General features: G+C 44.7%; 23 protein-coding genes and 1 riboswitch. All 23 genes read left to right on the top strand.

Annotated features, from left to right (window positions below; all coding sequences use genetic code 11):
• The first annotated feature begins 8 nt into the window (after positions 1-8).
• The 23 genes from ypeB to E4665_RS09200 all read left to right on the top strand — a co-directional run bounded on the left by ypeB (position 9) and on the right by E4665_RS09200 (position 20,627).
• The gene (gene ypeB / locus E4665_RS09310) at positions 9-1,337 is read left to right on the top strand and encodes a germination protein YpeB (protein WP_135348522.1); all 1,329 of its coding nucleotides are present in this window, start codon (positions 9-11) and stop codon (positions 1,335-1,337) included.
• A gap of 133 nt (positions 1,338-1,470) precedes the next feature.
• Complete coding sequence (locus E4665_RS09305) at positions 1,471-2,154, top strand: flagellar brake protein (RefSeq protein WP_135348521.1); 684 nt, start codon at positions 1,471-1,473, stop codon at positions 2,152-2,154.
• A 91-nt stretch (positions 2,155-2,245) separates the two neighbouring features.
• Complete coding sequence (gene cmk / locus E4665_RS09300; protein ID WP_135348520.1) at positions 2,246-2,923, top strand: (d)CMP kinase; 678 nt, start codon at positions 2,246-2,248, stop codon at positions 2,921-2,923.
• Positions 2,920-3,501, top strand: coding sequence for a lysophospholipid acyltransferase family protein (locus E4665_RS09295; RefSeq protein WP_135348519.1), 582 nt, complete (start codon positions 2,920-2,922; stop codon positions 3,499-3,501). Before cmk ends, E4665_RS09295 begins: the two co-directional genes overlap by 4 nt.
• Before the next feature lie 102 nt (positions 3,502-3,603).
• Positions 3,604-4,764, top strand: coding sequence for a 30S ribosomal protein S1 (rpsA, locus tag E4665_RS09290; protein ID WP_135348518.1), 1,161 nt, complete (start codon positions 3,604-3,606; stop codon positions 4,762-4,764).
• A gap of 326 nt (positions 4,765-5,090) precedes the next feature.
• Positions 5,091-6,407, top strand: a complete 1,317-nt coding sequence (gene der, locus E4665_RS09285) for a ribosome biogenesis GTPase Der (RefSeq protein WP_135348517.1) — start codon at positions 5,091-5,093, stop codon at positions 6,405-6,407.
• 15 nt (positions 6,408-6,422) lie between these two features.
• Positions 6,423-7,025, top strand: coding sequence for a glycerol-3-phosphate 1-O-acyltransferase PlsY (gene plsY / locus E4665_RS09280; protein ID WP_135348516.1), 603 nt, complete (start codon positions 6,423-6,425; stop codon positions 7,023-7,025).
• A gap of 53 nt (positions 7,026-7,078) precedes the next feature.
• The gene (locus tag E4665_RS09275) at positions 7,079-8,125 is read left to right on the top strand and encodes an NAD(P)H-dependent glycerol-3-phosphate dehydrogenase (RefSeq protein ID WP_135348515.1); all 1,047 of its coding nucleotides are present in this window, start codon (positions 7,079-7,081) and stop codon (positions 8,123-8,125) included.
• A 68-nt stretch (positions 8,126-8,193) separates the two neighbouring features.
• Positions 8,194-8,457, top strand: coding sequence for a stage VI sporulation protein F (locus E4665_RS09270; RefSeq protein ID WP_135348514.1), 264 nt, complete (start codon positions 8,194-8,196; stop codon positions 8,455-8,457).
• Positions 8,458-8,808: 351 nt separating this feature from the next.
• Positions 8,809-10,296, top strand: a complete 1,488-nt coding sequence (spoIVA, locus tag E4665_RS09265; protein ID WP_135348586.1) for a stage IV sporulation protein A — start codon at positions 8,809-8,811, stop codon at positions 10,294-10,296.
• Positions 10,297-10,578: 282 nt separating this feature from the next.
• Complete coding sequence (locus E4665_RS09260; RefSeq protein ID WP_135348513.1) at positions 10,579-10,851, top strand: HU family DNA-binding protein; 273 nt, start codon at positions 10,579-10,581, stop codon at positions 10,849-10,851.
• Between the two features lie 309 nt (positions 10,852-11,160).
• The gene (folE, locus tag E4665_RS09255; protein ID WP_135348512.1) at positions 11,161-11,724 is read left to right on the top strand and encodes a GTP cyclohydrolase I FolE; all 564 of its coding nucleotides are present in this window, start codon (positions 11,161-11,163) and stop codon (positions 11,722-11,724) included.
• A 30-nt stretch (positions 11,725-11,754) separates the two neighbouring features.
• A complete protein-coding gene (gene mtrB / locus E4665_RS09250; RefSeq protein WP_135348511.1) occupies positions 11,755-11,985 on the top strand; it encodes a trp RNA-binding attenuation protein MtrB in 231 nt (76 codons plus the stop codon).
• A gap of 73 nt (positions 11,986-12,058) precedes the next feature.
• Positions 12,059-12,847, top strand: coding sequence for a heptaprenyl diphosphate synthase component 1 (locus E4665_RS09245; protein WP_135348510.1), 789 nt, complete (start codon positions 12,059-12,061; stop codon positions 12,845-12,847).
• A 7-nt stretch (positions 12,848-12,854) separates the two neighbouring features.
• Entirely contained in the window at positions 12,855-13,571 is a 717-nt protein-coding gene (locus E4665_RS09240; protein WP_174845475.1) for a demethylmenaquinone methyltransferase, read from the top strand.
• Positions 13,572-13,663: 92 nt separating this feature from the next.
• Complete coding sequence (gene hepT / locus E4665_RS09235) at positions 13,664-14,632, top strand: heptaprenyl diphosphate synthase component II (protein ID WP_135348585.1); 969 nt, start codon at positions 13,664-13,666, stop codon at positions 14,630-14,632.
• Between the two features lie 152 nt (positions 14,633-14,784).
• The gene (gene ndk, locus E4665_RS09230) at positions 14,785-15,204 is read left to right on the top strand and encodes a nucleoside-diphosphate kinase (RefSeq protein WP_135348508.1); all 420 of its coding nucleotides are present in this window, start codon (positions 14,785-14,787) and stop codon (positions 15,202-15,204) included.
• Positions 15,205-15,258: 54 nt separating this feature from the next.
• On the top strand, positions 15,259-16,062 hold the full coding sequence (locus tag E4665_RS09225) for a CheR family methyltransferase (protein WP_135348507.1): 804 nt from the start codon (positions 15,259-15,261) through the stop codon (positions 16,060-16,062).
• Positions 16,063-16,433: 371 nt separating this feature from the next.
• Entirely contained in the window at positions 16,434-17,708 is a 1,275-nt protein-coding gene (locus tag E4665_RS09220; protein ID WP_135348506.1) for a tetratricopeptide repeat protein, read from the top strand.
• A 44-nt stretch (positions 17,709-17,752) separates the two neighbouring features.
• Positions 17,753-18,307, top strand: a complete 555-nt coding sequence (locus tag E4665_RS09215; RefSeq protein ID WP_135348505.1) for a YpiB family protein — start codon at positions 17,753-17,755, stop codon at positions 18,305-18,307.
• 117 nt (positions 18,308-18,424) lie between these two features.
• Positions 18,425-19,198 carry a sporulation protein YpjB gene (locus tag E4665_RS09210; protein WP_135348504.1) on the top strand — a complete coding sequence of 258 codons (774 nt, stop codon included), beginning with the start codon at positions 18,425-18,427 and terminating at the stop codon, positions 19,196-19,198.
• Between the two features lie 94 nt (positions 19,199-19,292).
• Positions 19,293-19,976: a zinc metallopeptidase gene (locus tag E4665_RS09205; RefSeq protein WP_135348503.1), complete on the top strand. Its 684-nt coding sequence runs from the start codon at positions 19,293-19,295 to the stop codon at positions 19,974-19,976.
• Positions 19,977-20,075: 99 nt separating this feature from the next.
• Positions 20,076-20,124, top strand: a riboswitch (PreQ1 riboswitch).
• 11 nt (positions 20,125-20,135) lie between these two features.
• Positions 20,136-20,627, top strand: coding sequence for a QueT transporter family protein (locus E4665_RS09200; protein ID WP_135348502.1), 492 nt, complete (start codon positions 20,136-20,138; stop codon positions 20,625-20,627).
• The last annotated feature ends 163 nt before the right edge of the window (positions 20,628-20,790 follow it).

Raw genomic sequence — 20,790 nt, 5'->3', positions numbered from 1 at the left:
ATGAGTAGATGAGAAGACGCAATAAGTTCATTTTTGGAGCTGTCGCCATCGTAGCCATTCTTGCACTGGCTTTTTGGGGTTTTCAGGAGCATCGATTGAGGAATCTCGTAACCATTCATGCCGAAAATCACTACCAGCAGTCCTTCCACGAGCTGGCGTATTATGTGGATTCACTGGAGGAGTCGCTCGGAATGTCCCTCGCCATGCAGTCGCGTGATACGATGAGACCGCAGCTGGTTGAGACGTGGAGATTGAGCGCACTGGCACATGCGGCGGCGAATGAACTTCCGCTGACCCTTCTCCCGTTTAACCGGACCAATGAATTCCTAGCACACGTTGGGGAATTCACCTATAACTCCGGTGTTAAATCCAGCAGTGACCGGAAGCTTTCTGGAAAAGAGTATCAAACCCTTCAGAAGTTGTACCGGGAATCCAAGACAATCAGTGAAGGTTTGAGGGAAGTGCAGGGTCAAGTGATGTCCCATCATTTAAGATGGATGGATGTTGAGTGGGCGCTGAAAGGCAAGAAACAAAATCAGGATAACCAGGTTATCGACGGATTGAAACGGATTGACGGACAGGCAACAGACTATACACAGAGTTTCAGCCCGGAAAATCCACGCAATATGGTGCTGGAGAAAAAGAAATTCAATCAGATGACAGGACCTGAAATAACCAAAGATGAAGCAGTCAGCCGTTTAAAAAAATGGCTGTCCCTAGATAATGCCCGAGTTAAAAGAATAAGTGAAACCGGCAAAGGGTCAAATGAGGATTTTTATGACATCACTTTAAATCCGGCTGGCGGAAAACCTGTTGCAGCCGCGGTTACGAAAAAAGGCGGACACGTGGTCTGGTTTATTTCCAGCCGCAATGTGACGAAGGAAGAAATAAGTTTATTTGATGCTGTACAAAGATCGTCCTTATTTTTAAAACAACACCGGATGATGGGAATGCAACTGACAAAAAGAGACCAATATCAAAACGTGGCCGTGTTGACTTACGTGTTGAAAAAAGGAAATGTGCGGTTTTATCCAGCATCAGTAAAAATAAAGGTGGCATTAGACAATGGGGATATCCTTGCGTTTGATCAGACGGATTTTCTGTTCAACAAGAGTGAGGGCGCACCATTGAAACCGAAACTTTCCGAACAGCAGGTGAGGAGGCAAATTAATAAGGACTTAAAGATTCAGGAAACAAATCTGGCTGTTTTTCAAAACTCACTTCTTAAAAATGTTTTATGTTATGAATTTTTCGCCACAAAAGGTGACAATACTTACCGTCTGCTGCTGAACGCCCGGAATGGTGATCAGGAAAAAGTCGAATTGCTGAGAAATTAGGGAAAAGAATCATTTTTTTCTTTTCCTTTTTTCATGTATAATAATTGCTGGAAGATCGCAGTTCTTTTTGCCTGCCTGCTTCCGTATGGCTCGGATTCGTTTCCGGGAATAACACGAATGCGGGGGCTTGAGCGTGCTGTTAAAGATCGGAGAAACCCTGATTCTTGAACTGACAGAGGATAATGGAAGTGTGCAGCGTTTCCGTTGCAAAATTGCTGAACTGAGAGAAAATGAAATCCTGATTGATTACCCGATTGATGAAACAACAGGAAAAACAGCAATTTTCTTGAATGGAGCTCTGATGATGGCTAATTATGTTGTCGACAATCATGTGTTTCGTTTCAGAACGGAATTTCTTCATCGTGTACCGGGTAATGTGCCGTTAATGCTTCTCAAGTATGAAGGAGAAGAGGGTCTTGAGAGGATTCAGAGGAGAAATTTCGTCAGGGTGGACGCCAGTCTTGATATCGCCGTTCATTCCTCAGACAATCTCTTCAGACCTTTTGTCACGCTGACAAGCGATATCGGAGGTGGCGGGGTGCTGGTCCTGCTGCCGGAGGGTACAGAAATCAGCGAAGGGGAAACAGTCGATATGTGGATTTGCTTCGCATCATCTTCAAGTAGAAATCAATATTTGAAAATAAAAGGGGAAATTGTCCGGATTTTTATAGACAAACTCTCTCATATAAAGAAGGCGTCTATTGAATTTTTTATCGACAATGAAAAAGAACGCCAGCCGATTATCAGGTTTTGCTTCGAGAAACAGCTTGAGAGTCGAAAAAAACTGCTTGAATGGGAAATGGACCATCAGCATTGAAAAAGATCTTTGACCTATATATGTTAAACCTTTTTCATGGATAAAAAACGTTCTGATTAAGATGATAAGAGAGATAGGGGCAGTAATGGAGATGGAGAGGCTATTTCAAATTGCAATTGACGGACCGGCCGCCGCAGGGAAAAGTACAGTGGCTAAAATTGTAGCAGGAAAATTAGGGTATGTTTACATAGACACCGGAGCAATGTACCGCTCACTGACGTATAAAGCTCTCAAAACCGGGACAGATTTGAATAACGGTGCCGGATTACTTGAGCTCCTGAACAGGACTGAGATCAATCTGCTTACAGGGGAAAACGGCCAGAGAGTGCTTGTCGACGGTGACGATGTTACAGAGCGTATCCGCTATCCTGAGGTATCCGCACAGGTATCATTGGTATCCTCATTTCAGGAGGTCAGGACCGAGATGGTTCGCAGGCAGAGACGGCTGACTGAAAGTTGTAATGTGGTCATGGATGGCCGGGATATCGGGACGCACGTTCTTCCTGATGCCCAGGTGAAAATTTTTCTAAAGGCGTCTGTGGATGAGCGTGCAGTCAGGCGGTATAAAGAGGAAAAGTTAAAGGGGATGAATCCCTCTATAGAGGCATTGAAAAGTGCGATCGCTCTAAGGGATAAAATGGATACTGAACGTGCTGTATCCCCGCTGGTCAAGGCCGAAGGCGCTATAGAGGTGGACACAACATCGCTTTCTATTGAAGAAGTGGTTTCCGAGATACTTCGGATCGTGAAGGAGAGGCGTTCCCTTTGAGCCTTTACTCGTTTGGCAAACCGATCGTGTACGCTTTTTACAAAATTTTTTTTCGAATTTCGGTTGAAGGAGTCGAAAACATTCCCAATGAGGGAGGGGTATTGATCTGCAGCAATCACTTGTCTAATTTCGACCCGCCTCTTATTGGAATTTTGATTAAGCGCAGTTTAAGTTTTGTGGCAAAAGAAGAACTTTTCAAAATTCCTTTTTTAGGCCGATTACTCAGACACTTACAGGCTTTCCCGATAAAACGCGGTTCGGGAGACAGGGGTGCGATACGGACGGCGATGCAGTTGCTAAGAAATGGGCACGCTCTGTTAATTTTTCCTGAAGGCCACCGCAATCCGAACGCACCGCTCCGTCAAGGCCTCTCAGGCGCCGGCTTTTTTGCTCTGAAAACGGACGCATCTATCATTCCATGTGCGATCATCGGGCATTATGGTTTCAGAGAAAGAATGAAAGTTGTTTTCGGATCGCCTATTGATTCTGATTTATTGAAACGTCAAATCAATAAATCATCTGAAGCAAGCGCAGTTATTATGAAGCATATTCAGGAACTGCTTGATCGGCAGCAGTGACAGGGCTTTCAATGAGTTCATCTGCTTGACAAAATGCTCTATTTGTAAGAAGTTATGTGTAGGGTATTTCGTGTTTTGTTTATCTAAAGGGGGTCCCGGAGAATGGTTGAAGATTTTAAGGATGAAATGGCATCATTTGATGCACTCAAAGTAGGAGACGTTATCAACGGGAAAGTTACAAAAGTTGAAGAAAAACATGCGTTAGTGGATGTTGGATATAAAGTTGACGGCATTCTCCCCATCAGTGAGCTGTCCAGCCTGCATGTCGAGAAGGTCATAGATCTGCTGCATGAAGGTGATGACGTTACTGTGAAGGTCACAAAACTTGAAGATGACGAACTTGTTTTGTCCAAGCGTGAAGTGGACGCAGACAAGGCATGGGACGATCTCGAACAAAAATATAATGAAAAGAAAACATTTTCCGTTGAGATCGCGGATGTAGTTAGGGGTGGCCTTGTTGTCGACCTCGGTGTACGCGGATTTATTCCGGCTTCACTGGTCGAACGCCACTTTGTGGAGGATTTCAGTGACTATAAAGGAAAACCTCTGGATGTTAAAATTGTTGAACTTGACCGTGAAAAAAGAAAGGTTATTCTTTCACATCGGGCTGTTCTTGATGAAGAAGCAGATAAAAAGAAAGAAGATACGCTGGCATCAATCAATGTGGGCGACGTGATTGAAGGCACAATTCAGCGTCTGACAGATTTCGGAGCATTCGTTGATATCGGCGGAGTCGACGGTCTGGTGCATATTTCACAGCTAGCGTATTATCATGTCGAAACACCTTCCGAAGTTGTCTCCGAAGGTGATAAAGTGAAGGTCAAAGTGCTGGCGGTTGACCCCGAAAGTGAACGGATTTCCCTTTCAATAAAAGCGACACAACCTGGGCCTTGGGAAACCGCGAAGGATAAGATTCACCCAGGGGATACTCTTGAAGGAACAGTGAAACGTCTCGTACCGTTCGGTGCATTTGTGGAATTGATTCCGGGAGTAGAAGGACTTGTCCATATCTCAGAGATTTCCCATGCGCATATTGGGACTCCTGATGAAGTGCTCTCGGAGGGGCAGGTCATTAAAGTCAAGGTTCTGGATGCCGACTTTGATGATCAGAGGGTATCCCTCAGCATCAAGGCTCTTGAAGAAGCAGAGCCTGTCAACCAGGCACCTGTTCCTTCCCAGAACAGCCAGCCGGACGATGATGACTCATCATCCGGATTTTCACTTGGCGATATGATTGGCGATCAGTTGAAGAAGTATAAATAATCAACTTTGTTTTTTTATGAAGCGGGAATTGGGGAAACCGTCTGTTTCCCCAATTCTCGCTTTTTTTGCGCACAATACACTTTTCTATCCTCGTTGAGCGAGTTTGCTTTTTTTGATAAGATAAGTTCGATGGAACATCCAAGGAAGTAACAGCCGCTGAAAAACATGAGCCAACCGCTCAAATAAGAATGATACATGCCTCTTTGTGAACAATGGAGTCAGGCGTGTTGGAAAAGTTGCCCGGCTGAGCAGGATTTTTAAACGAAGATGAACCTCTCCCGGAAGACGGGAAGGTTTCTTTTATTAATAAAAGAAGGTGGTTTCAAATGTCAAAACCAACGGTAGCAATCGTCGGCAGGCCAAATGTTGGCAAATCAACAATCTTTAACCGGATTGTGGGGGGGCGCACGGCGATTGTTGAAGACAGACCGGGTGTTACCCGTGACCGACTGTACGGGCATGGCGAATGGCTTAACCATGAATTCCATGTGATTGATACGGGCGGTATTGAAATAAGTGATGAACCGCTCTTGGGACAGATGCGTGCCCAGGCGGAAATCGCTGTCGACGAATCGGATGTCATTCTGTTTATTGTGGACGGCAGAACGGGTATGACAGATGCGGATGAAGCGGTCGCGCAGATTCTGCGGCGTTCAAAAAAACCGGTTGTTCTGGGTGTTAATAAATTGGATAACTATGCCCAGAGAGATCAGATGTACGAATTTTATGCGCTTGGACTAGGGGATCCCCAGGGTATATCCGGAGCGCACGGACTTGGAATCGGGGATCTTCTTGATAAGGTTGTTGGTAAATTTCCGGAGCACATGAGAGAAGAGGAAAACGAAGGTGCTATTCGGTTTGCTCTGATTGGGCGCCCGAATGTTGGAAAATCTTCTCTTGTTAATGCCATTCTGGGAAAAGAACGCGTTATTGTGAGTGATATCGCTGGAACGACCAGAGACGCGATTGATACCCCCTTTTCCCGTGATGGACAGGATTATGTGATTGTTGATACGGCGGGAATCAGGCGAAGGGGCAGGGTGTACGAGAAAACGGAAAAGTACAGCGTCCTGCGCGCCCAGCACGCAATTGAGGATGCCGATGTGGTTATGGTACTGATCGATGGCGAGGAAGGGATCATCGAACAGGATAAGAAGATTGCGGGTTACGCGCACGATGCAGGTCGAGCGATGATTATTGTAGTCAACAAATGGGATGCTGTTGACAAAGACGAGAAAACGATGGACAAGTTCAGGAAAAAAATTCGCGATGAATTTCAGTTCCTAAGCTATGCACCAATTGTTTTCCTGTCCGCTCTGACTGGAAAAAGGATTCCTCAGCTCCTGCCCGTCATTCAGCAGGTCGCTGAAAATCACAGTCTTCGGATCCAAACCAGTGTGCTGAATGACTGTATCATGGATACTGTGGCGATGACACCGCCTCCATCTGATAAGGGGAAAAGGCTTAAAATCTATTACGCGACTCAGGTGGCAGTGCGGCCCCCGGTTTTTGTTTTGTTTGTCAACGAACCGGAACTGCTTCATTTTTCCTATGTACGGCATCTCGAGAACCGACTCAGAGAAACATTTGGTTTTGTCGGGACACCCATCAGAATCCTGTCAAGAAAACGAAATGAAAAATAAAGGGGTGCTTTTTCCGTGTTAACGGTAGTGTCGTTTATTCTTTCCTATCTGATTGGATCAATCAGTTTCAGTTATCTGATCACAAAAAAAATAAAGAAGATTGATATCCGAAAAACAGGCAGTGGCAATGCAGGCGCGACAAACACAATGCGCGTTCTCGGTACCGGACCGGCTGTTGTTGTTCTTCTGCTTGATGTGTTGAAAGGTATCGCCTGCATACTGATCGCGCGTGCATTCGGGCTACCGGATTGGGCGATCGTTGTTTCCGGCCTCCTTGCGATCCTGGGACACGACTTTCCTGTTTATTTCGGTTTCAAAGGTGGGAAAGGGGTAGCAACGACAATTGGTGTCTTTTTTATGATTTTTCCACTCTTTGCATTAATTGCCGGTCTGGCAACAATCCTGATTATTGCAGTTACCCGTTATGTGTCGCTCGGATCCCTTTTCTTTCTTTTATTTACCCCTTTACTGGGCTGGATTTTCGGACATTACTCCTGGGGTGTACTGACTGCGGCTTTTATAATTGCGTTGCTGGCCTATATTCAGCACAGGGCTAATATTGTACGTCTGATTCATGGGAACGAGAATAAGCTTGGGCATAAAAATGCACAGGCATGATCCGACAGCGTGAAGATTCTCCGCACGTATTTTTCGAGAAGGAGACAGACAAAATGAAAAAAATCACAGTCGTTGGCGCGGGAAGCTGGGGAACGGCGCTTTCCATGGTACTCGCCGATAACGGCAATTTTGTAAGTTTATGGAGTCACCGTGAAGATCAGGCGGATGAAATCAGAAACAAGCATATCAATTCGAAGTATTTGCCGGGCATTATTCTTCCGGCAGGAGTGAAAGGCACCTCAAGTCTTGCTGAAGCTCTTGAAGACTCAGATGCAGTGTTGCTCGTGGTCCCTGCCAAATCAATGAGAGAAGTGCTCGGAAAAATCAAGGGACTGTTGAAGCACCCAGTACTGTTCATTCATGGTGTAAAAGGAATAGAACCTGGCACATTTAAAAGAATGTCAGAAATCATTAAAGAGGAAATTCCTCCGGAGTTGCGGAAGGCAGTGGTGGTCCTCTCGGGGCCAAGTCACGCTGAAGAAGTTTCTCTCCGTCACCCCACAACTGTTGCTGTCGCCTCAGAGGATAACGGGGCTGCGAAGGAAGCGCAGGATATTTTCTTCAACCACTATTTCAGAGTGTATACAAACGAAGATATCATCGGTGTGGAAATTGGCGGTGCATTGAAAAATATTATTGCACTTGGGGCTGGAATCTCAGATGGACTCGGATATGGTGACAATGCGAAAGCCGCGCTGATTACAAGGGGACTTGCTGAAATATCAAGACTTGGCACAAAACTCGGGGCGCACCCTCTGACTTTTATCGGATTGACAGGAATGGGGGATCTGATTGTAACCTGCACGAGTGTGCACAGCAGAAACTGGCGTGCAGGAAACATGCTAGGAAAAGGTCAGAATCTTCGGGACATCCTGGCTCGAATGGGTATGGTCGTTGAAGGCGTGCGCACCGCGGAAGCCGCTTTCGCGCTTTCTCAAAAAGAAAAGGTAGAAATGCCGATCACGGAAGCTATATATCGTGTGCTGTTTGAAGAAAAACTGCCCAAGGATGCCGTGGATGAGTTGATGGGACGCGACAAGAAAGATGAGATTGCTGCGCTGACTGAAAGCCTGCAAGACAAAAAGTGGAGCGAATCTTAAGGATTTGAGCACGCTGCTCTCCTTCCCGCATACGATGTAGGGAATGCAGGAGAAAAGGAGGACGCTCATTGAATTCGAATAATCCTTTTTTTGATAATATCGAAAAGAAGACGCAGATGAAGAAAGAAGACGTTTTTGCCATTGCCAATTCGGTTTCTAATGCTGATTTTAGCAACCCTGAGGTTGTCAGGGCATTGATTGCGCGTATCGGAAAAACGGCTGGTGTCACCGTACCTAAAGAAAAAGAGGAGGCCTTAGTCAAGGCAATTACTTCGGGCAATGTGCCTGGCAATTTCTCTTCTCTGTCCAAAATGTTTGGCCCAAAACAGTAACGATGGGCTGACGTCAGCGGCAATTGTTATCGAAATAACATACGTTATAGCGTGCGTCAGTCATTCTGCAAGAGATGTATGGCGTGGGAGGATTTAGTCAAGCAGGGAGAAAACGATTCCGTTTTCTCCCGCTTTTTCTATTCAAAAGTTTTCCTGACTGAAAGAGTCATATTTTCATATTCGGACAATATTTTTAAAAGGAAAGGCAGCCTCGTACAGGCAGCCAGCTGAAATCGACGTGATAGCGGCACGGTTCGGTTAATTTTCTGGCATAATCATTGGACAAAGTCAATATGCATAGAACTATCACCGGGCGTCATCGATAGAAGGAGGAGCGGGAGGGTGCAAACTTTGGAAAAACTTGAGCGAGTGGATATTTTTAAAGACATTGCTGAAAGAACAGGCGGAGATATTTACCTTGGGGTTGTCGGGGCTGTTCGGACAGGAAAATCAACATTTATTAAAAAATTCATGGAACTTATCGTGCTGCCGAACATTGATAATGAGGCGGATCGTGTACGGGCCCAGGATGAGCTTCCGCAAAGCGCAGCCGGTAAGCAAATTATGACGACTGAGCCTAAATTTGTTCCCAATCATGCGGTGACTGTTACAGTTGAGGACGGACTGGAAGTGAACATTCGCGTTGTAGACTGTGTTGGATACGCAGTAAAAGGGGCAAAAGGATTTGAAGACGAGAATGGCCCCCGTATGGTTCACACCCCTTGGTATGACGAACCAATCCCTTTCCAGGAAGCAGCGGAGATCGGCACGAGAAAAGTGATCCAGGAGCACTCCACTTTAGGTGTTGTCATCACTACGGACGGGTCGATCGGCGAAATCGGAAGGGAAGACTATATTGAGGCGGAAGAAAGGATTGTCGATGAACTGAAGGAAGTTGGCAAGCCCTTCATTTTGATTATTAATTCGGCACATCCTTATCATCCGGATACTGAAACACTGCGTAAAGAACTTGCAGAGAAATACGATATCCCTGTTCTGGCGCAAAGTGTGGAGAGCATGACGGAGCATGACATCAATAATATTCTCCGTGAGACATTATTTGAGTTTCCCGTTCTCGAAGTTAACGTCAACTTGCCAAGCTGGGTAATGGTACTGAAAGAGGACCACTGGCTCCGTAAGAGCTATGAGGATGCGGTGAAAGATACGGTCAAAGATATTAAACGTCTTCGTGATGTGGATCGTGTCGTTGGCTCATTCGGGGAGTATGACTTTATCGAGAACGCGCAGTTGTCCGGTATTGAGATGGGCAAAGGTACTGCGGAAATTGATTTGTTCGCCCCGGATAACCTCTATGATCAGGTTCTAAAGGAGATCGTGGGCGTTGAGATCAGAGGGAAAGACCACTTACTGCAGCTGATGCAGGATTTTGCTCATGCAAAGAGGGAGTATGATCAGGTGTCAGAAGCGCTGAAAATGGTGAAACAGACCGGCTATGGGATCGCCGCCCCTTCTATAAGCGATATGAGTCTGGATGAGCCGGAAATCATTCGGCAGGGCTCCCGTTTTGGTGTCCGATTGAAGGCTGTGGCCCCTTCGATCCACATGATCAAAGTTGATGTCGAATCTGAATTCGCACCAATTATCGGAACTGAAAAGCAAAGTGAAGAATTGGTCCGCTATCTGATGCAGGACTTTGAAGATGATCCGCTGTCCATCTGGAATTCAGACATTTTTGGCAGATCGCTTAATTCAATTGTCCGAGAGGGCATATCTGCAAAGCTCGCGCTCATGCCCGAGAATGCACGATATAAGTTGAAGGAGACACTTGAGCGAATCATAAACGAAGGTTCAGGCGGCCTGATTGCCATCATTCTCTAAAGGAAGACTCTATGACAGATGTAATATACTTGAGGGATCCTATGCCGGGATCCCTTATTTGGCTGCCCTCTAGTACAAGATGTTTGAACGACTTGATAATACTGAATTGTAAGCCTTTTCCTTTTTTTGATCTTTTTTTGCAATTACAGGGTTTAAAAAGATCAAATATGGTAATATTTTAATAAAAGCTGTTGAATTCTTCCATCACTTCGTATATTATAAGCGTTGTTGATGTTCTTTCAGCACAAAAGGAAAGCATTCCTTTTTAAGGAGGTGAAAGTGTTGAATAAGACTGAATTGATTACTGCAGTTGCAGAATCTGCTGAACTGTCGAAGAAAGATGCTACCAAAGCGGTTGATTCCGTCCTGTCAACGATCATTGATACGTTAAAGGATGGCAGCAAAGTTCAACTGATTGGATTTGGCAACTTTGAAGTCCGTGAGCGGAGCGCTCGTAAGGGACGTAATCCTCAGACAGGCGAAGAAATTGAAATTAAAGCAAGTAAGGTTCCGGCTTTCAAGCCAGGAAAAGCACTAAAAGAAGCCGTCCAATGATCTGACGATACATAGGACGTAAGGAAGCGAGAGCCATCCATGTGGTGGCTCTTTTTTGATACCGGGTTAAATCATGTCCCATTTCAGTAATCTGGATTCTATTAATTATTTAATCTTTACACATTAATACATATTTGCTCCGCTATTGAGTTTCCTTTACATTTTCAGTTTTACTATGCTAGAATTTTTTTATACTGATTTACGATTTCTTAGTAAAAATAAAGCCTGAAGACGGCGAATGGTTTTACGCACCTGAGCTTAAAATTCATAGCAGTTATTTCAGGCAATTGCGGCATTGGAGGCCTGGCTGTGAGTGTGGACCATGAAAAGATAGAACGGGCCGTCAGAATGATTCTTGAAGCGATCGGGGAGGACCCGGACCGCAAGGGGCTGGAAGAGACTCCGCAGCGGGTAGCCAGGATGTACGATGAAATATTTCAAGGCATGAATCAAGATCCTAAGACCTTCCTGGCTAAAACTTTCGATGAAGCCCATGAAGAACTTGTTCTTGTGAAAGATATTCCATTCTACTCAATGTGCGAACACCATCTCGTCCCTTTTTTCGGGAAAGCACATGTAGGGTACATACCTAAAGGCGGCCGGGTGACAGGCCTGAGCAAGCTGGCAAGAGCAGTGGAAGCAGTTGCAAGGAGGCCGCAGCTTCAGGAACGGTTGACGACAACGGTTGCCAACAGTATCGTTGAAACGCTGCACCCCTATGGTGTCATTGTGGTGATTGAAGCCGAACACATGTGCATGACGATGCGAGGGATCAAAAAGCCCGGCGCCAGGACAATTACTTCAGCTGTAAGAGGGATTTTCCAGACGGACGCGACGGCTAGAGCAGAAGCGCTTTCTCTGATAAACCATTGACTATTTATTGCTGGAAGGCGGGTACTTTTTATGGATATTAAAAATGAAGAAGTTCTTGGCGATTACTTTGTGATCAAGGCTGAAGAAGATGGCGTGAATGTTATCGGCCTTACACGGGGAGCGGAGACTAGATTTTTCCATACCGAGAAACTTGACAAGGGTGAGGTCATGATTGCCCAGTTCACAGAACATACATCGGCAATAAAAGTCCATGGAAAGGCTATCATTCAAACCAAGCATGGAACGATTAATGCCGGGTAAAACGGAGACAGGGATAGATTCATTTAACAGACAGAAAAAATGCATCACGCAATGATCAGAGTGGAGGATCGTCATGTCTGTCGAACAAGAAGTTGGCATCATATATAAGCAATTGATGGATGATCTCACTCACCCTTATGTAAACAGTATATTGCCGAAGCCTTCAATTGATAAAGACAAGCTTCTGGTTTATTATATGCTTTTTCAGACTAAAGTGAATCGAGAAATGGCAGGTGTTTATGCTAAAAGTGTTATGATTGCTGAAGTCGGGCTTTCAACACATGAGACGATGACTGTCGCGAAACTGTCAATGAAAGATGATATAAAGAGAAGACAGCTGACTGCGCTGTCCGGCGACTTTTACAGTGCTCTTTACTATTATTCTCTTGCAAGAAATAATAACACACGGATTGTGAAATGGGTGGCTCAGGCCATTCAGATCTTTAATATTGAAAAGTGCAGGTTGTATTATCCGAAAAGAGAGTTCGGCTGGCCACAGGCAATCGAAGCACTTGGTTCAACAGAAAGTGCTCTCGTGTCACAGATCGCATCCAAACTGGGTTTGAAAAGCTGGATCCCCGTTCTCAGCGATTTTTTTCTGGCTAAGAAACTCGTTGGTGAGAGCCGGGATGCAAGTGCAAGAACTTTGCAGTCTTTTCTGAATCAGTATCTGAGGGAGCAGCTGACAAGCGATCCCCATCAATTTAGGCAGAATATTGAAAAAGAAGTTCTGAGTTCAGCAGAGCGATTTAGGAAATCATCCGCAAAGGCGGAGAAACAAACCGGTAAGCTAGCGGATCTACTGGCTTACCTTAATGATCAGATGCACAACTACTGCAGGTGCATGGTGGAAGAGGGATAACTTGGAGATGAACGAACAGGAAGAAAAGCACGAGAAAGTCCATCGGGTTTTTCAGACGATTTATAAAAAATATGATGCGATGAATTCGCTGATCAGCTTTAACCGACACAAATCCTGGCGTATGGAAGCTGACGCGGTGGTTGATGCCCAACCAGGCAATAAAGCCATTGACGTTTGCTGCGGTACAGGCGACTGGACCTTATCACTGGCGAAAACTGTGGGCTCAGAAGGGCATGTCGTTGGCCTTGACTTCAGTGATAATATGCTGAAAGTGGCAAAAATAAAAATAGAAGAGGCGCAGCTTGATAATGTGACGCTTGTTAACGGGGACGCGATGAAAATACCCTATGAGGACAATTCGTTTGACCGTGCGACGATCGGGTTTGGCCTGCGGAATGTGCCAGATTATCAGAATGTACTTAGTGAGATGTGCCGTGTTCTAAAGCCTGGTGGGAAAATTGTCTGTCTGGAGACATCACAGACGAAAATACCCGTATACCGGCAGCTATATTATTTCTATTTTCGTTATATTATGCCGCTTTTTGGAAAGATATTTGCCGGGAGTTACAAAGAATACGCCTGGCTGAATGAATCCGCTAGTAAATTTCCTGACCGTGAAAAACTGACAGAGCTTTTCCTAAAGGCGGGATTTGAGAAGGTTCGTGTGAAAGCGTTGATGGGCGGTATCGCCGCAATTCACGGGGCAAGTAAGCCAATAAAATAAACGAACGGAAATGACTGGATGGCGGCGACATCAGAAACGAAAAGACTGCTGCCAGGAAATGGATAACCGGAGCAGGATGAAAGGTGAAATGGATGACTCTGGCGCAAATTTACGCAGAACAAAAAAAGAATTTAAAAATAATTGAAAAAAGGCTTGAATATTCTCTTGAAGCACCACATCCGATTCTCAATCAGGCTTCCCTTGATTTACTAAGGGCAGGAGGAAAAAGAATCAGGCCGTTGCTTGTTCTACTTGCTGCTCAGTACGGCGATCCGGAAAGAAAAGAGGTAATGGACTCCGCGGTGACCCTTGAACTGATACATATGGCGTCTCTCGTTCATGATGATGTGGTGGACGATTCCGATTTGAGAAGGGGGAAGCCCACTGTAAAAGCGAAGTGGGACAACCGCGTGGCGATGTATACCGGAGATTATATTTTTGCTCGAGCCATAGAGCTTATTTCCAAATTCGATCATCCCAAAGCACATCAGGTGATTTCTAAAGTGATTCGGGATTTGAGTCTCGGTGAAATTGATCAGATCAGATACCTTTTTAACTGGAAACAGAACCTGCGCTGTTATTTGCTTCGTATAAAAAGAAAAACAGCCATTCTGATGGCTCTCAGCTGTCAGTTAGGAGGGTTTGCTTCAGGATGCAGCGATTTCGTTTCCAAAAAGCTATACTATTTTGGCTATTTTCTCGGTATGAGTTATCAGATAACTGACGATGTCCTCGATTTTGTAGGTACAGAGAAACAGCTTGGAAAACCGGCGGGCAGCGACTTAAGGAACGGTAATATAACGTTGCCCGCATTCTATGCGCTTCAAGACAGGAGGCTCCATGACTCTGTTGTTTCTGTTCTTGAATCCAATCATCCAACAGAGCGTGAGTGGCAGTCGGTGGTTGAGTCAATCAGAAATTCTGATGCAATTCAAATGGCTGAGAATCTGAGTGACCTGTACCTCAAAAAAGCCATTGCTAAGCTGCATGAACTTCCAGAACTTCGCGTGACGCATTCGCTGCAGGAAATAGCAGAATATGTGGGAACAAGAAAATATTAAGTCATCCGGTGTGTTCAGCAAGCGCTTGCGGCAGTTTTATGTTTCGCATTTCACAATGAATAACTTCATAGATTGATGACGAAACTCTTTTTACAGAAACAAATTGGATGTGTCATTGAAAAGAAATAATTTTAAGGGGAGGTTTCAGGATAATGGAACAGACTTTTTTGATGATTAAACCGGATGCAGTCAGAAGGGGACTGATCGGACGTATTATTTCAAGACTTGAATCAAAGGGATTTCATATGGTCGCCGGAAAATTCATAGTGCTTCCTGAAGATCTGGTCGAAAAGCATTACCAGGAACATGAGGGAAGACCCTATTATCAGGATTTGATTTCCTTTATGACATCCGGACCTGTTTTCGCTATGGTCTGGGAGGGAGATGACATCGTTAATCTTGCCAGACTGATGATGGGTCCTACGGATCCTGAAAAGGCTGCTCCAGGAACGATTAGAGGAGATTTCGCTACACGGATGAACCGCAATGTGATCCACGGTTCAGATTCTCTTAAGAGCGCGGAACGTGAGATACGGCTTTTTTTCAGTGAAGACGAACTGGTCAGAAAGTAATAATTTTTTTCATCCGAATTTAACGGCAGGCCGGTGATTAGCAGGTGAAGAAAAATGAACAGCAGCAGTGATCAGGACTACGGACAATTTAAAACACTGTTTTTCCGCCTGACTGGAATCAATCTTTCCCTTTACAAAGAAGAACAGATGAAACGTCGTCTGACTACCTTCAGAGTTAAGAAAAATATGCCTGATTTTAATGCCCTCATGGCTGAGATGAAGAAATCTGATAAACTACTGAATGAATTTCTAAGCAGAATGACGATCAATGTGACCGAATTCTACAGAAACCAGTCCAGATGGGATATCTTGGAGGAGAAAATTAAGAAACTCGCCGCTCAAAAAAAACAGATTACAATCTGGAGTGCGGCCTGTTCGACAGGGGAAGAACCCTATTCTCTTGCGATGCTGCTCAGAAAATATTTTCCGGAAGATCGATTTATGATCACCGCCAGCGATATAGACAGAGAGGTTTTGCAAAAAGCTAGTGAGGGAAGATATCTCGAAAGGGCTGTTTCCCCGCTTCAACCGGATATGCTCAAACAGTACTTTGAAAAAGACGGAATGTTTTACTCAGTCAGTACGCTACTTAAGAAATCTATCCGGTTTGTTCAGCATGATCTGCTCAGTGATCCGGCACCGGGCAGTTTCGATCTGATCGTGTGCAGGAATGTTCTGATTTATTTTACAGATGAAGGAAAAGACATTATTTACAGTAAACTGGGCGGATCGTTAAAAGACGGGGGAATTTTATTTGTCGGGAGTACAGAGCAAATATTCCACCCGGAAAGGTACCGGCTCAGATCCGAAGAAACCTTTTTTTACAAGAAAACAATATTTGGGGAATCCTATCAATGAGATTTCTGATGCCTGGGGAGCTACAAAGTTTTAAAGGAATAAGTGTATGGTGAAGTGTTTATTCCAGGTGAAAAATCCATTTCACTTCTCACCGTTATTCACGGAGAAATCCGGCCCCAAAATAGGACGGCCCTGATGAAGTCCGCAACTCGGAATCGCGCATCTCTTTATCAGAATTCAGGGATCTGATTTCGGAAATACCTGAGCGTCCGTGGCTGAAAACCCGGCATTCTTAGTCGCTCTGTGCTGAAGGCACAGAGTATATTTGTATTGGGCTTAATGATTGATGTTGCCGTACAACTTGGTTAAGATAAAGTTAGGCAAAGTTATAATAGGTGCGGTGTGTGACAAGAGATTCTGGAGGTATTCTGATGAATGAATTAGAAACGGCAAATGCTTTGCTTGAGAGTGGTCAGACTGACGATGGCCTGAAAATACTCGAAGACCTGATGAACCATGCCGATGACGACCTTTTATTCGGCGCGGCCTCGGTCTATCAGCAATATGGATTCATCGATGAGGCGGAGCACGTCTATGAAGCTCTGCTTAGAAGATACCCAAACGACAGCGGACTCTTGCTCCAAATTTCTGATTTGCTTATTGATAAAAATGAGGAAAACAGAGCGATTGACTATCTTCTGAAAATTCATGTACTCGATGAAAATTATTTGAGCGCTCAAGTGATGCTGGCTGATTTATACCAGTTAGAGGGATTGAATGAGGTTGCGGAGAATAAACTGATCGGTGCGTTGAAAATTGCACCGGGGGAGCCCATCCTTATGCTGGCTCTTGGCGAATTGTACCTAGCTACCGGGCAAGCGCTGAAGGCAGTGGATCTTTTAAGTGAAATACAGGATGACAGCACTTTGAAGGATCAGAACATTACACTAAAGCTGGCAGAGGCACTCAGTTTGTGCGGGGAATTTGAGCAAGCAATGAAGGTTTACCGCAGGGGGTTGAAAAAAGAAAAGACACTTGACGGTTTATTTGGATATGCTGTGACGGCCACTCGGATTGAACACTTTAAAACGGCGATAAGGGCACTGGAAGAATTAAGAAACCTTGACCCAGGCTACAGTACGTTGTATCCGGTTCTGGCGCATGCCTACGAGCACGAAGGCGATCTCGATCAGGCACTCAGAATTACTGAGGCCGGATTGGAGCAGGATCAATACAATGACAGGCTGTACGAGGAAGCGGGGGATCTTGCTGTAAAAGTTCATCAACCCGAAAAAGCTGCCCGCTACTTTCAAAAATGGTATGAACAAGACCCCGAGAACACAGAAGCACTTACAAGGCTGATTGAACTTAAATCCCAGGATGAGGATTATGAGGGGATGATCAACTTGCTCGGGAATCTGGAACTGGATGACCCAATGTTGATTTGGTTCAAGGCAACCGCTTTGAACAAAACAGATCAGCTGAGTGAAGCGCGGAAGTACTATGCGAGCTGCGCTCATGAATTTGAGGAAAATCCGGAATTTCTTCAGGAATATGGTGAATATTTACGCGAAATGGGCGATACAGCAAAAGGAATTGGATTACTTGAAAAAGCTTCGCGGCTTAGTCCAGAAAATCAGGATCTAGCCTCTTTTGTTGAAAGGCTGAAGCAGGACGATGCAGAATCGACAGAGAATAATATATAAGGATCTTTAACTCATTTTTATCCGGTATTAGGGAGGGTGATTCAATGGAACAAACAGTATCGACTGTGCAGAAGAAATCCTTCATAAAATGGCTTCTGAATCAGCAAGTGATTAAAGATCGTGAAATCATTTGGCTTCTGAATTACATGATGGGTAATAAGCAGCTGCTTCAGCTTATTCATTTTGTGGATAATGTTTTCGGATGCAAACGGGCCATTGAAATTGATGCCACCTCTCAAACACCCTCAGGATTTGAATATACCAAGGATTCGGTTCACACGGATGATCCTGAGAAAACTTTTCATGATTTACGGTTGAATCAGGCAGATAATGTTTATATCAAGGTTAATCTACCGTCGGTCATCAGAAGTCCTGAATATTTCGTGGTACTGGAAGAAGGTCCGAATGCCGCCCGCTTTGTTCATCACGCTTTTGGAAGTGCGGCAGAAGCTGCGACCGGAGCAGCGGAAAAAGCATATGCGGAAGAGAGACTGAAAACGGCAATTAATCAGGCGTTGGATGATGGGGATGAGACTGCTTTCTATAAATTAACCGAGAAGCTTCGAGCGCTCGGGATAACGGGTGAATCCGTCAGATAACAGGTTTAAGACAAACCATTTTGTATCCGTATACATGATCCAAAATGATTCTAGGACTGGTCTACTCCGTATTTCCAGAACATATAGTTTTATCAGGAAAACGGAGGAGGACATGCCATGAAAGTCGGGCTTTTAGCAGTTGCCTTTATCTTGATATTCATCATTGCATGGCCGGTACAAGGAAATACTGAAAGTCCGGTAAAGCATGTGACCCAAAATCAGGAACTTACAGATCTCACAGACAGGATCTTACAATATACAGACGCAAATCAGACAGATGCTGCGAAAAGTCTGTTGTCTTCTTTTGATAAAAAGTGGAAAGCATTAATGCCAGTTTATTCAGAACCAGACTGGCGGACGGTAGAAGCCGATGCTCTGCAGCTCAGATTTCAGCTTGACTCGGATGTGAGCAGCCAGGCGATGCACGAAAACGCTCTTTCGTTGCGGCTTTGTGTCGATGCGCTGACTGGTGGGGGAGCACCACTGTGGAAAGACATGAAAGATCAGGTTCTCAGCACTGTCATGGGGATGAAACAGGCGATTGACACGCGTGATCAGGCTGATTTTCAAGGCCGGCTGAATGATTTTCTTGACTTGTATGCGGTCATTTATCCGTCATTGATTATTGATGGCCCTAATGATCAAGTTCAAATGATCAATCAAGCGGTGACGGGTCTTGAAAATAGCCGGTCTACTGCGGTGAACGATAAAGTGAGGATGAAACAACTCAATCTGATCGAAATTGACATGAGTCGTGTGTTCGGTCAGAACACTCCTAGCGGGAACAACAATATGATTCCTTTAATTGCAATTATCAGCAGTTTTTTGATCTTATCGCTCTGTTATGTATCATGGAAAAAATATACGGAAAGACGTTTTGCTTTTAAATAAGGTTATCAGTATGTGACATTATGATGATCTTTCTTTGACAAGTCTGTTAAGTTTGACTAAAATTGACTATAAAGACATTCATGGAGGAATGTGCATGATACAATACTTGGTCTATATGGCGGTTTTGTTGTTGATCCCTCTGTGGGCGCAGATGCGGGTAAAGTCAACGTATTCTAAATATGCGGAAGTCGGGAATTCAACCGGTATGACAGGTGCGCAGACAGCGAGAAAAATTCTTGATGATAACGGTCTGTACGATGTTTCAGTCCGTGAAGTTCCCGGGTCCCTGACCGACCATTACGATCCCCGTGATAAATCAGTGAATCTGTCAACAGATATTTATCATGGTGCTTCAATTGCGGGGACGGCAGTCGCCGCCCACGAAGTCGGCCACGCGATTCAGGACGCCAAGGATTATACTTTTATGAGGATCCGAAGCGCTTTGGTCCCGATAGCCAATCTGGGTTCCAATTTGTCCTATTTTCTGATCATCGCTGGTTTTATTTTCGGTGCGATGCAGCTGGCAACGCTTGGTGTAATCTTTTTCGCCGCGGCTGTATTGTTCCAGCTTGTCACGCTTCCGGTCGAATTTGATGCTTCCGGGCGGGCACTCAAACAGATTGTTACACTGGGAATTGTTCAATCCGATGAACAGAAGGACGCGAGAAAAGTTTTGTCCGCAGCGGCCATGACTTACGTAGCAGCCGCTTTGGTATCTGCTCTTGAACTGGTACGTTTCATTCTGATGATTACCATGGCAAACAACCGCGAAAATTAAGATGACACTTATTGAATCAGCCCGTATCCTCTTCAGATACGGACTTTTTATATTGACTTTTTTTAAAACTGTAATAAACTGTAGTGGTTTGAGCATTGAGCTCACGTGGTTCGAAACCATCCCACGTCTATCAAAAAACTAAGGGGGAGCTTTCCTATTTTGAAACTCAAATTCTTTGCTATCAATGCCGTGGTAGCGGCATTATATACGGTATTGGTCATTGTTTCCTCACCCATCGCATATGGACTGGCACAATTCCGTATTTCGGAAATGCTGAATCATCTGATTGTTTTCAACAAAAAATTTTTTATTGGTATCCTTGGCGGTGTTATTATAGCTAATCTTTTTTCGCCAAATGGTCCGATTGATTTACTTTTCGGGACTGGTCAGTCAGTCGTTGCGCTGCTGACAACTATTGTGTGTTCGAGATTTGTAAAAAATATTAAACTCAGAATGGTGATCAATATTCTTTCATTTTCTCTCACGATGTGCATCATCGCGTGGGAATTGGCCATAATCGGTGTATTAGGAAATACACCGTTCCTCTTGGCCTGGCTGTATGTGGCCGCCGGAGAATTCGCCGTCATGGCGATAGGCGCACCAATATTTTATCTCTTAAATAAACGACTGAACTTTGCGAAACAAGTGTAAGAGCGAAAAAAGAGCCTGAAGGCTCTTTTTTTGTGATTCAGTATGAGATTTCAAGGAATATCAGTGTAAGGGCCGAACAGAGTGGCATATCCTGTAGGGTGTTCGATACTAGACCATCTGGCCTTCGCAACAAAAGATTACCCTGAGCGAAGGGGCATAGCTT

It is taken from the genome of Sporolactobacillus shoreae, assembly GCF_004684935.1.
GTDB lineage: Bacteria > Bacillota > Bacilli > Bacillales > Sporolactobacillaceae > Sporolactobacillus > Sporolactobacillus shoreae.
Note: the sequence above shows the minus strand (reverse complement) of the source record. Positions and strands in the feature narration are given on the sequence as shown.

Bases quoted from the DNA above. Each gene is read 5' to 3' on its own strand.
- ndk (WP_135348508.1), top strand. From the start codon at position 14,785: ATGGAACAGACTTTTTTGATGATTAAACCGGATGCAGTCAGAAGGGGA.
- E4665_RS09215 (WP_135348505.1), top strand. From the start codon at position 17,753: ATGGAACAAACAGTATCGACTGTGCAGAAGAAATCCTTCATAAAATGG.
- E4665_RS09205 (WP_135348503.1), top strand. From the start codon at position 19,293: ATGATACAATACTTGGTCTATATGGCGGTTTTGTTGTTGATCCCTCTG.
- der (WP_135348517.1), top strand. From the start codon at position 5,091: ATGTCAAAACCAACGGTAGCAATCGTCGGCAGGCCAAATGTTGGCAAA.
- E4665_RS09240 (WP_174845475.1), top strand. From the start codon at position 12,855: ATGAACGAACAGGAAGAAAAGCACGAGAAAGTCCATCGGGTTTTTCAG.
- E4665_RS09210 (WP_135348504.1), top strand. From the start codon at position 18,425: ATGAAAGTCGGGCTTTTAGCAGTTGCCTTTATCTTGATATTCATCATT.
- E4665_RS09220 (WP_135348506.1), top strand. From the start codon at position 16,434: ATGAATGAATTAGAAACGGCAAATGCTTTGCTTGAGAGTGGTCAGACT.
- ypeB (WP_135348522.1), top strand. From the start codon at position 9: ATGAGAAGACGCAATAAGTTCATTTTTGGAGCTGTCGCCATCGTAGCC.
- E4665_RS09225 (WP_135348507.1), top strand. From the start codon at position 15,259: ATGAACAGCAGCAGTGATCAGGACTACGGACAATTTAAAACACTGTTT.
- hepT (WP_135348585.1), top strand. From the start codon at position 13,664: ATGACTCTGGCGCAAATTTACGCAGAACAAAAAAAGAATTTAAAAATA.
- E4665_RS09275 (WP_135348515.1), top strand. From the start codon at position 7,079: ATGAAAAAAATCACAGTCGTTGGCGCGGGAAGCTGGGGAACGGCGCTT.
- mtrB (WP_135348511.1), top strand. From the start codon at position 11,755: ATGGATATTAAAAATGAAGAAGTTCTTGGCGATTACTTTGTGATCAAG.
- cmk (WP_135348520.1), top strand. From the start codon at position 2,246: ATGGAGAGGCTATTTCAAATTGCAATTGACGGACCGGCCGCCGCAGGG.
- E4665_RS09245 (WP_135348510.1), top strand. From the start codon at position 12,059: ATGTCTGTCGAACAAGAAGTTGGCATCATATATAAGCAATTGATGGAT.
- rpsA (WP_135348518.1), top strand. From the start codon at position 3,604: ATGGTTGAAGATTTTAAGGATGAAATGGCATCATTTGATGCACTCAAA.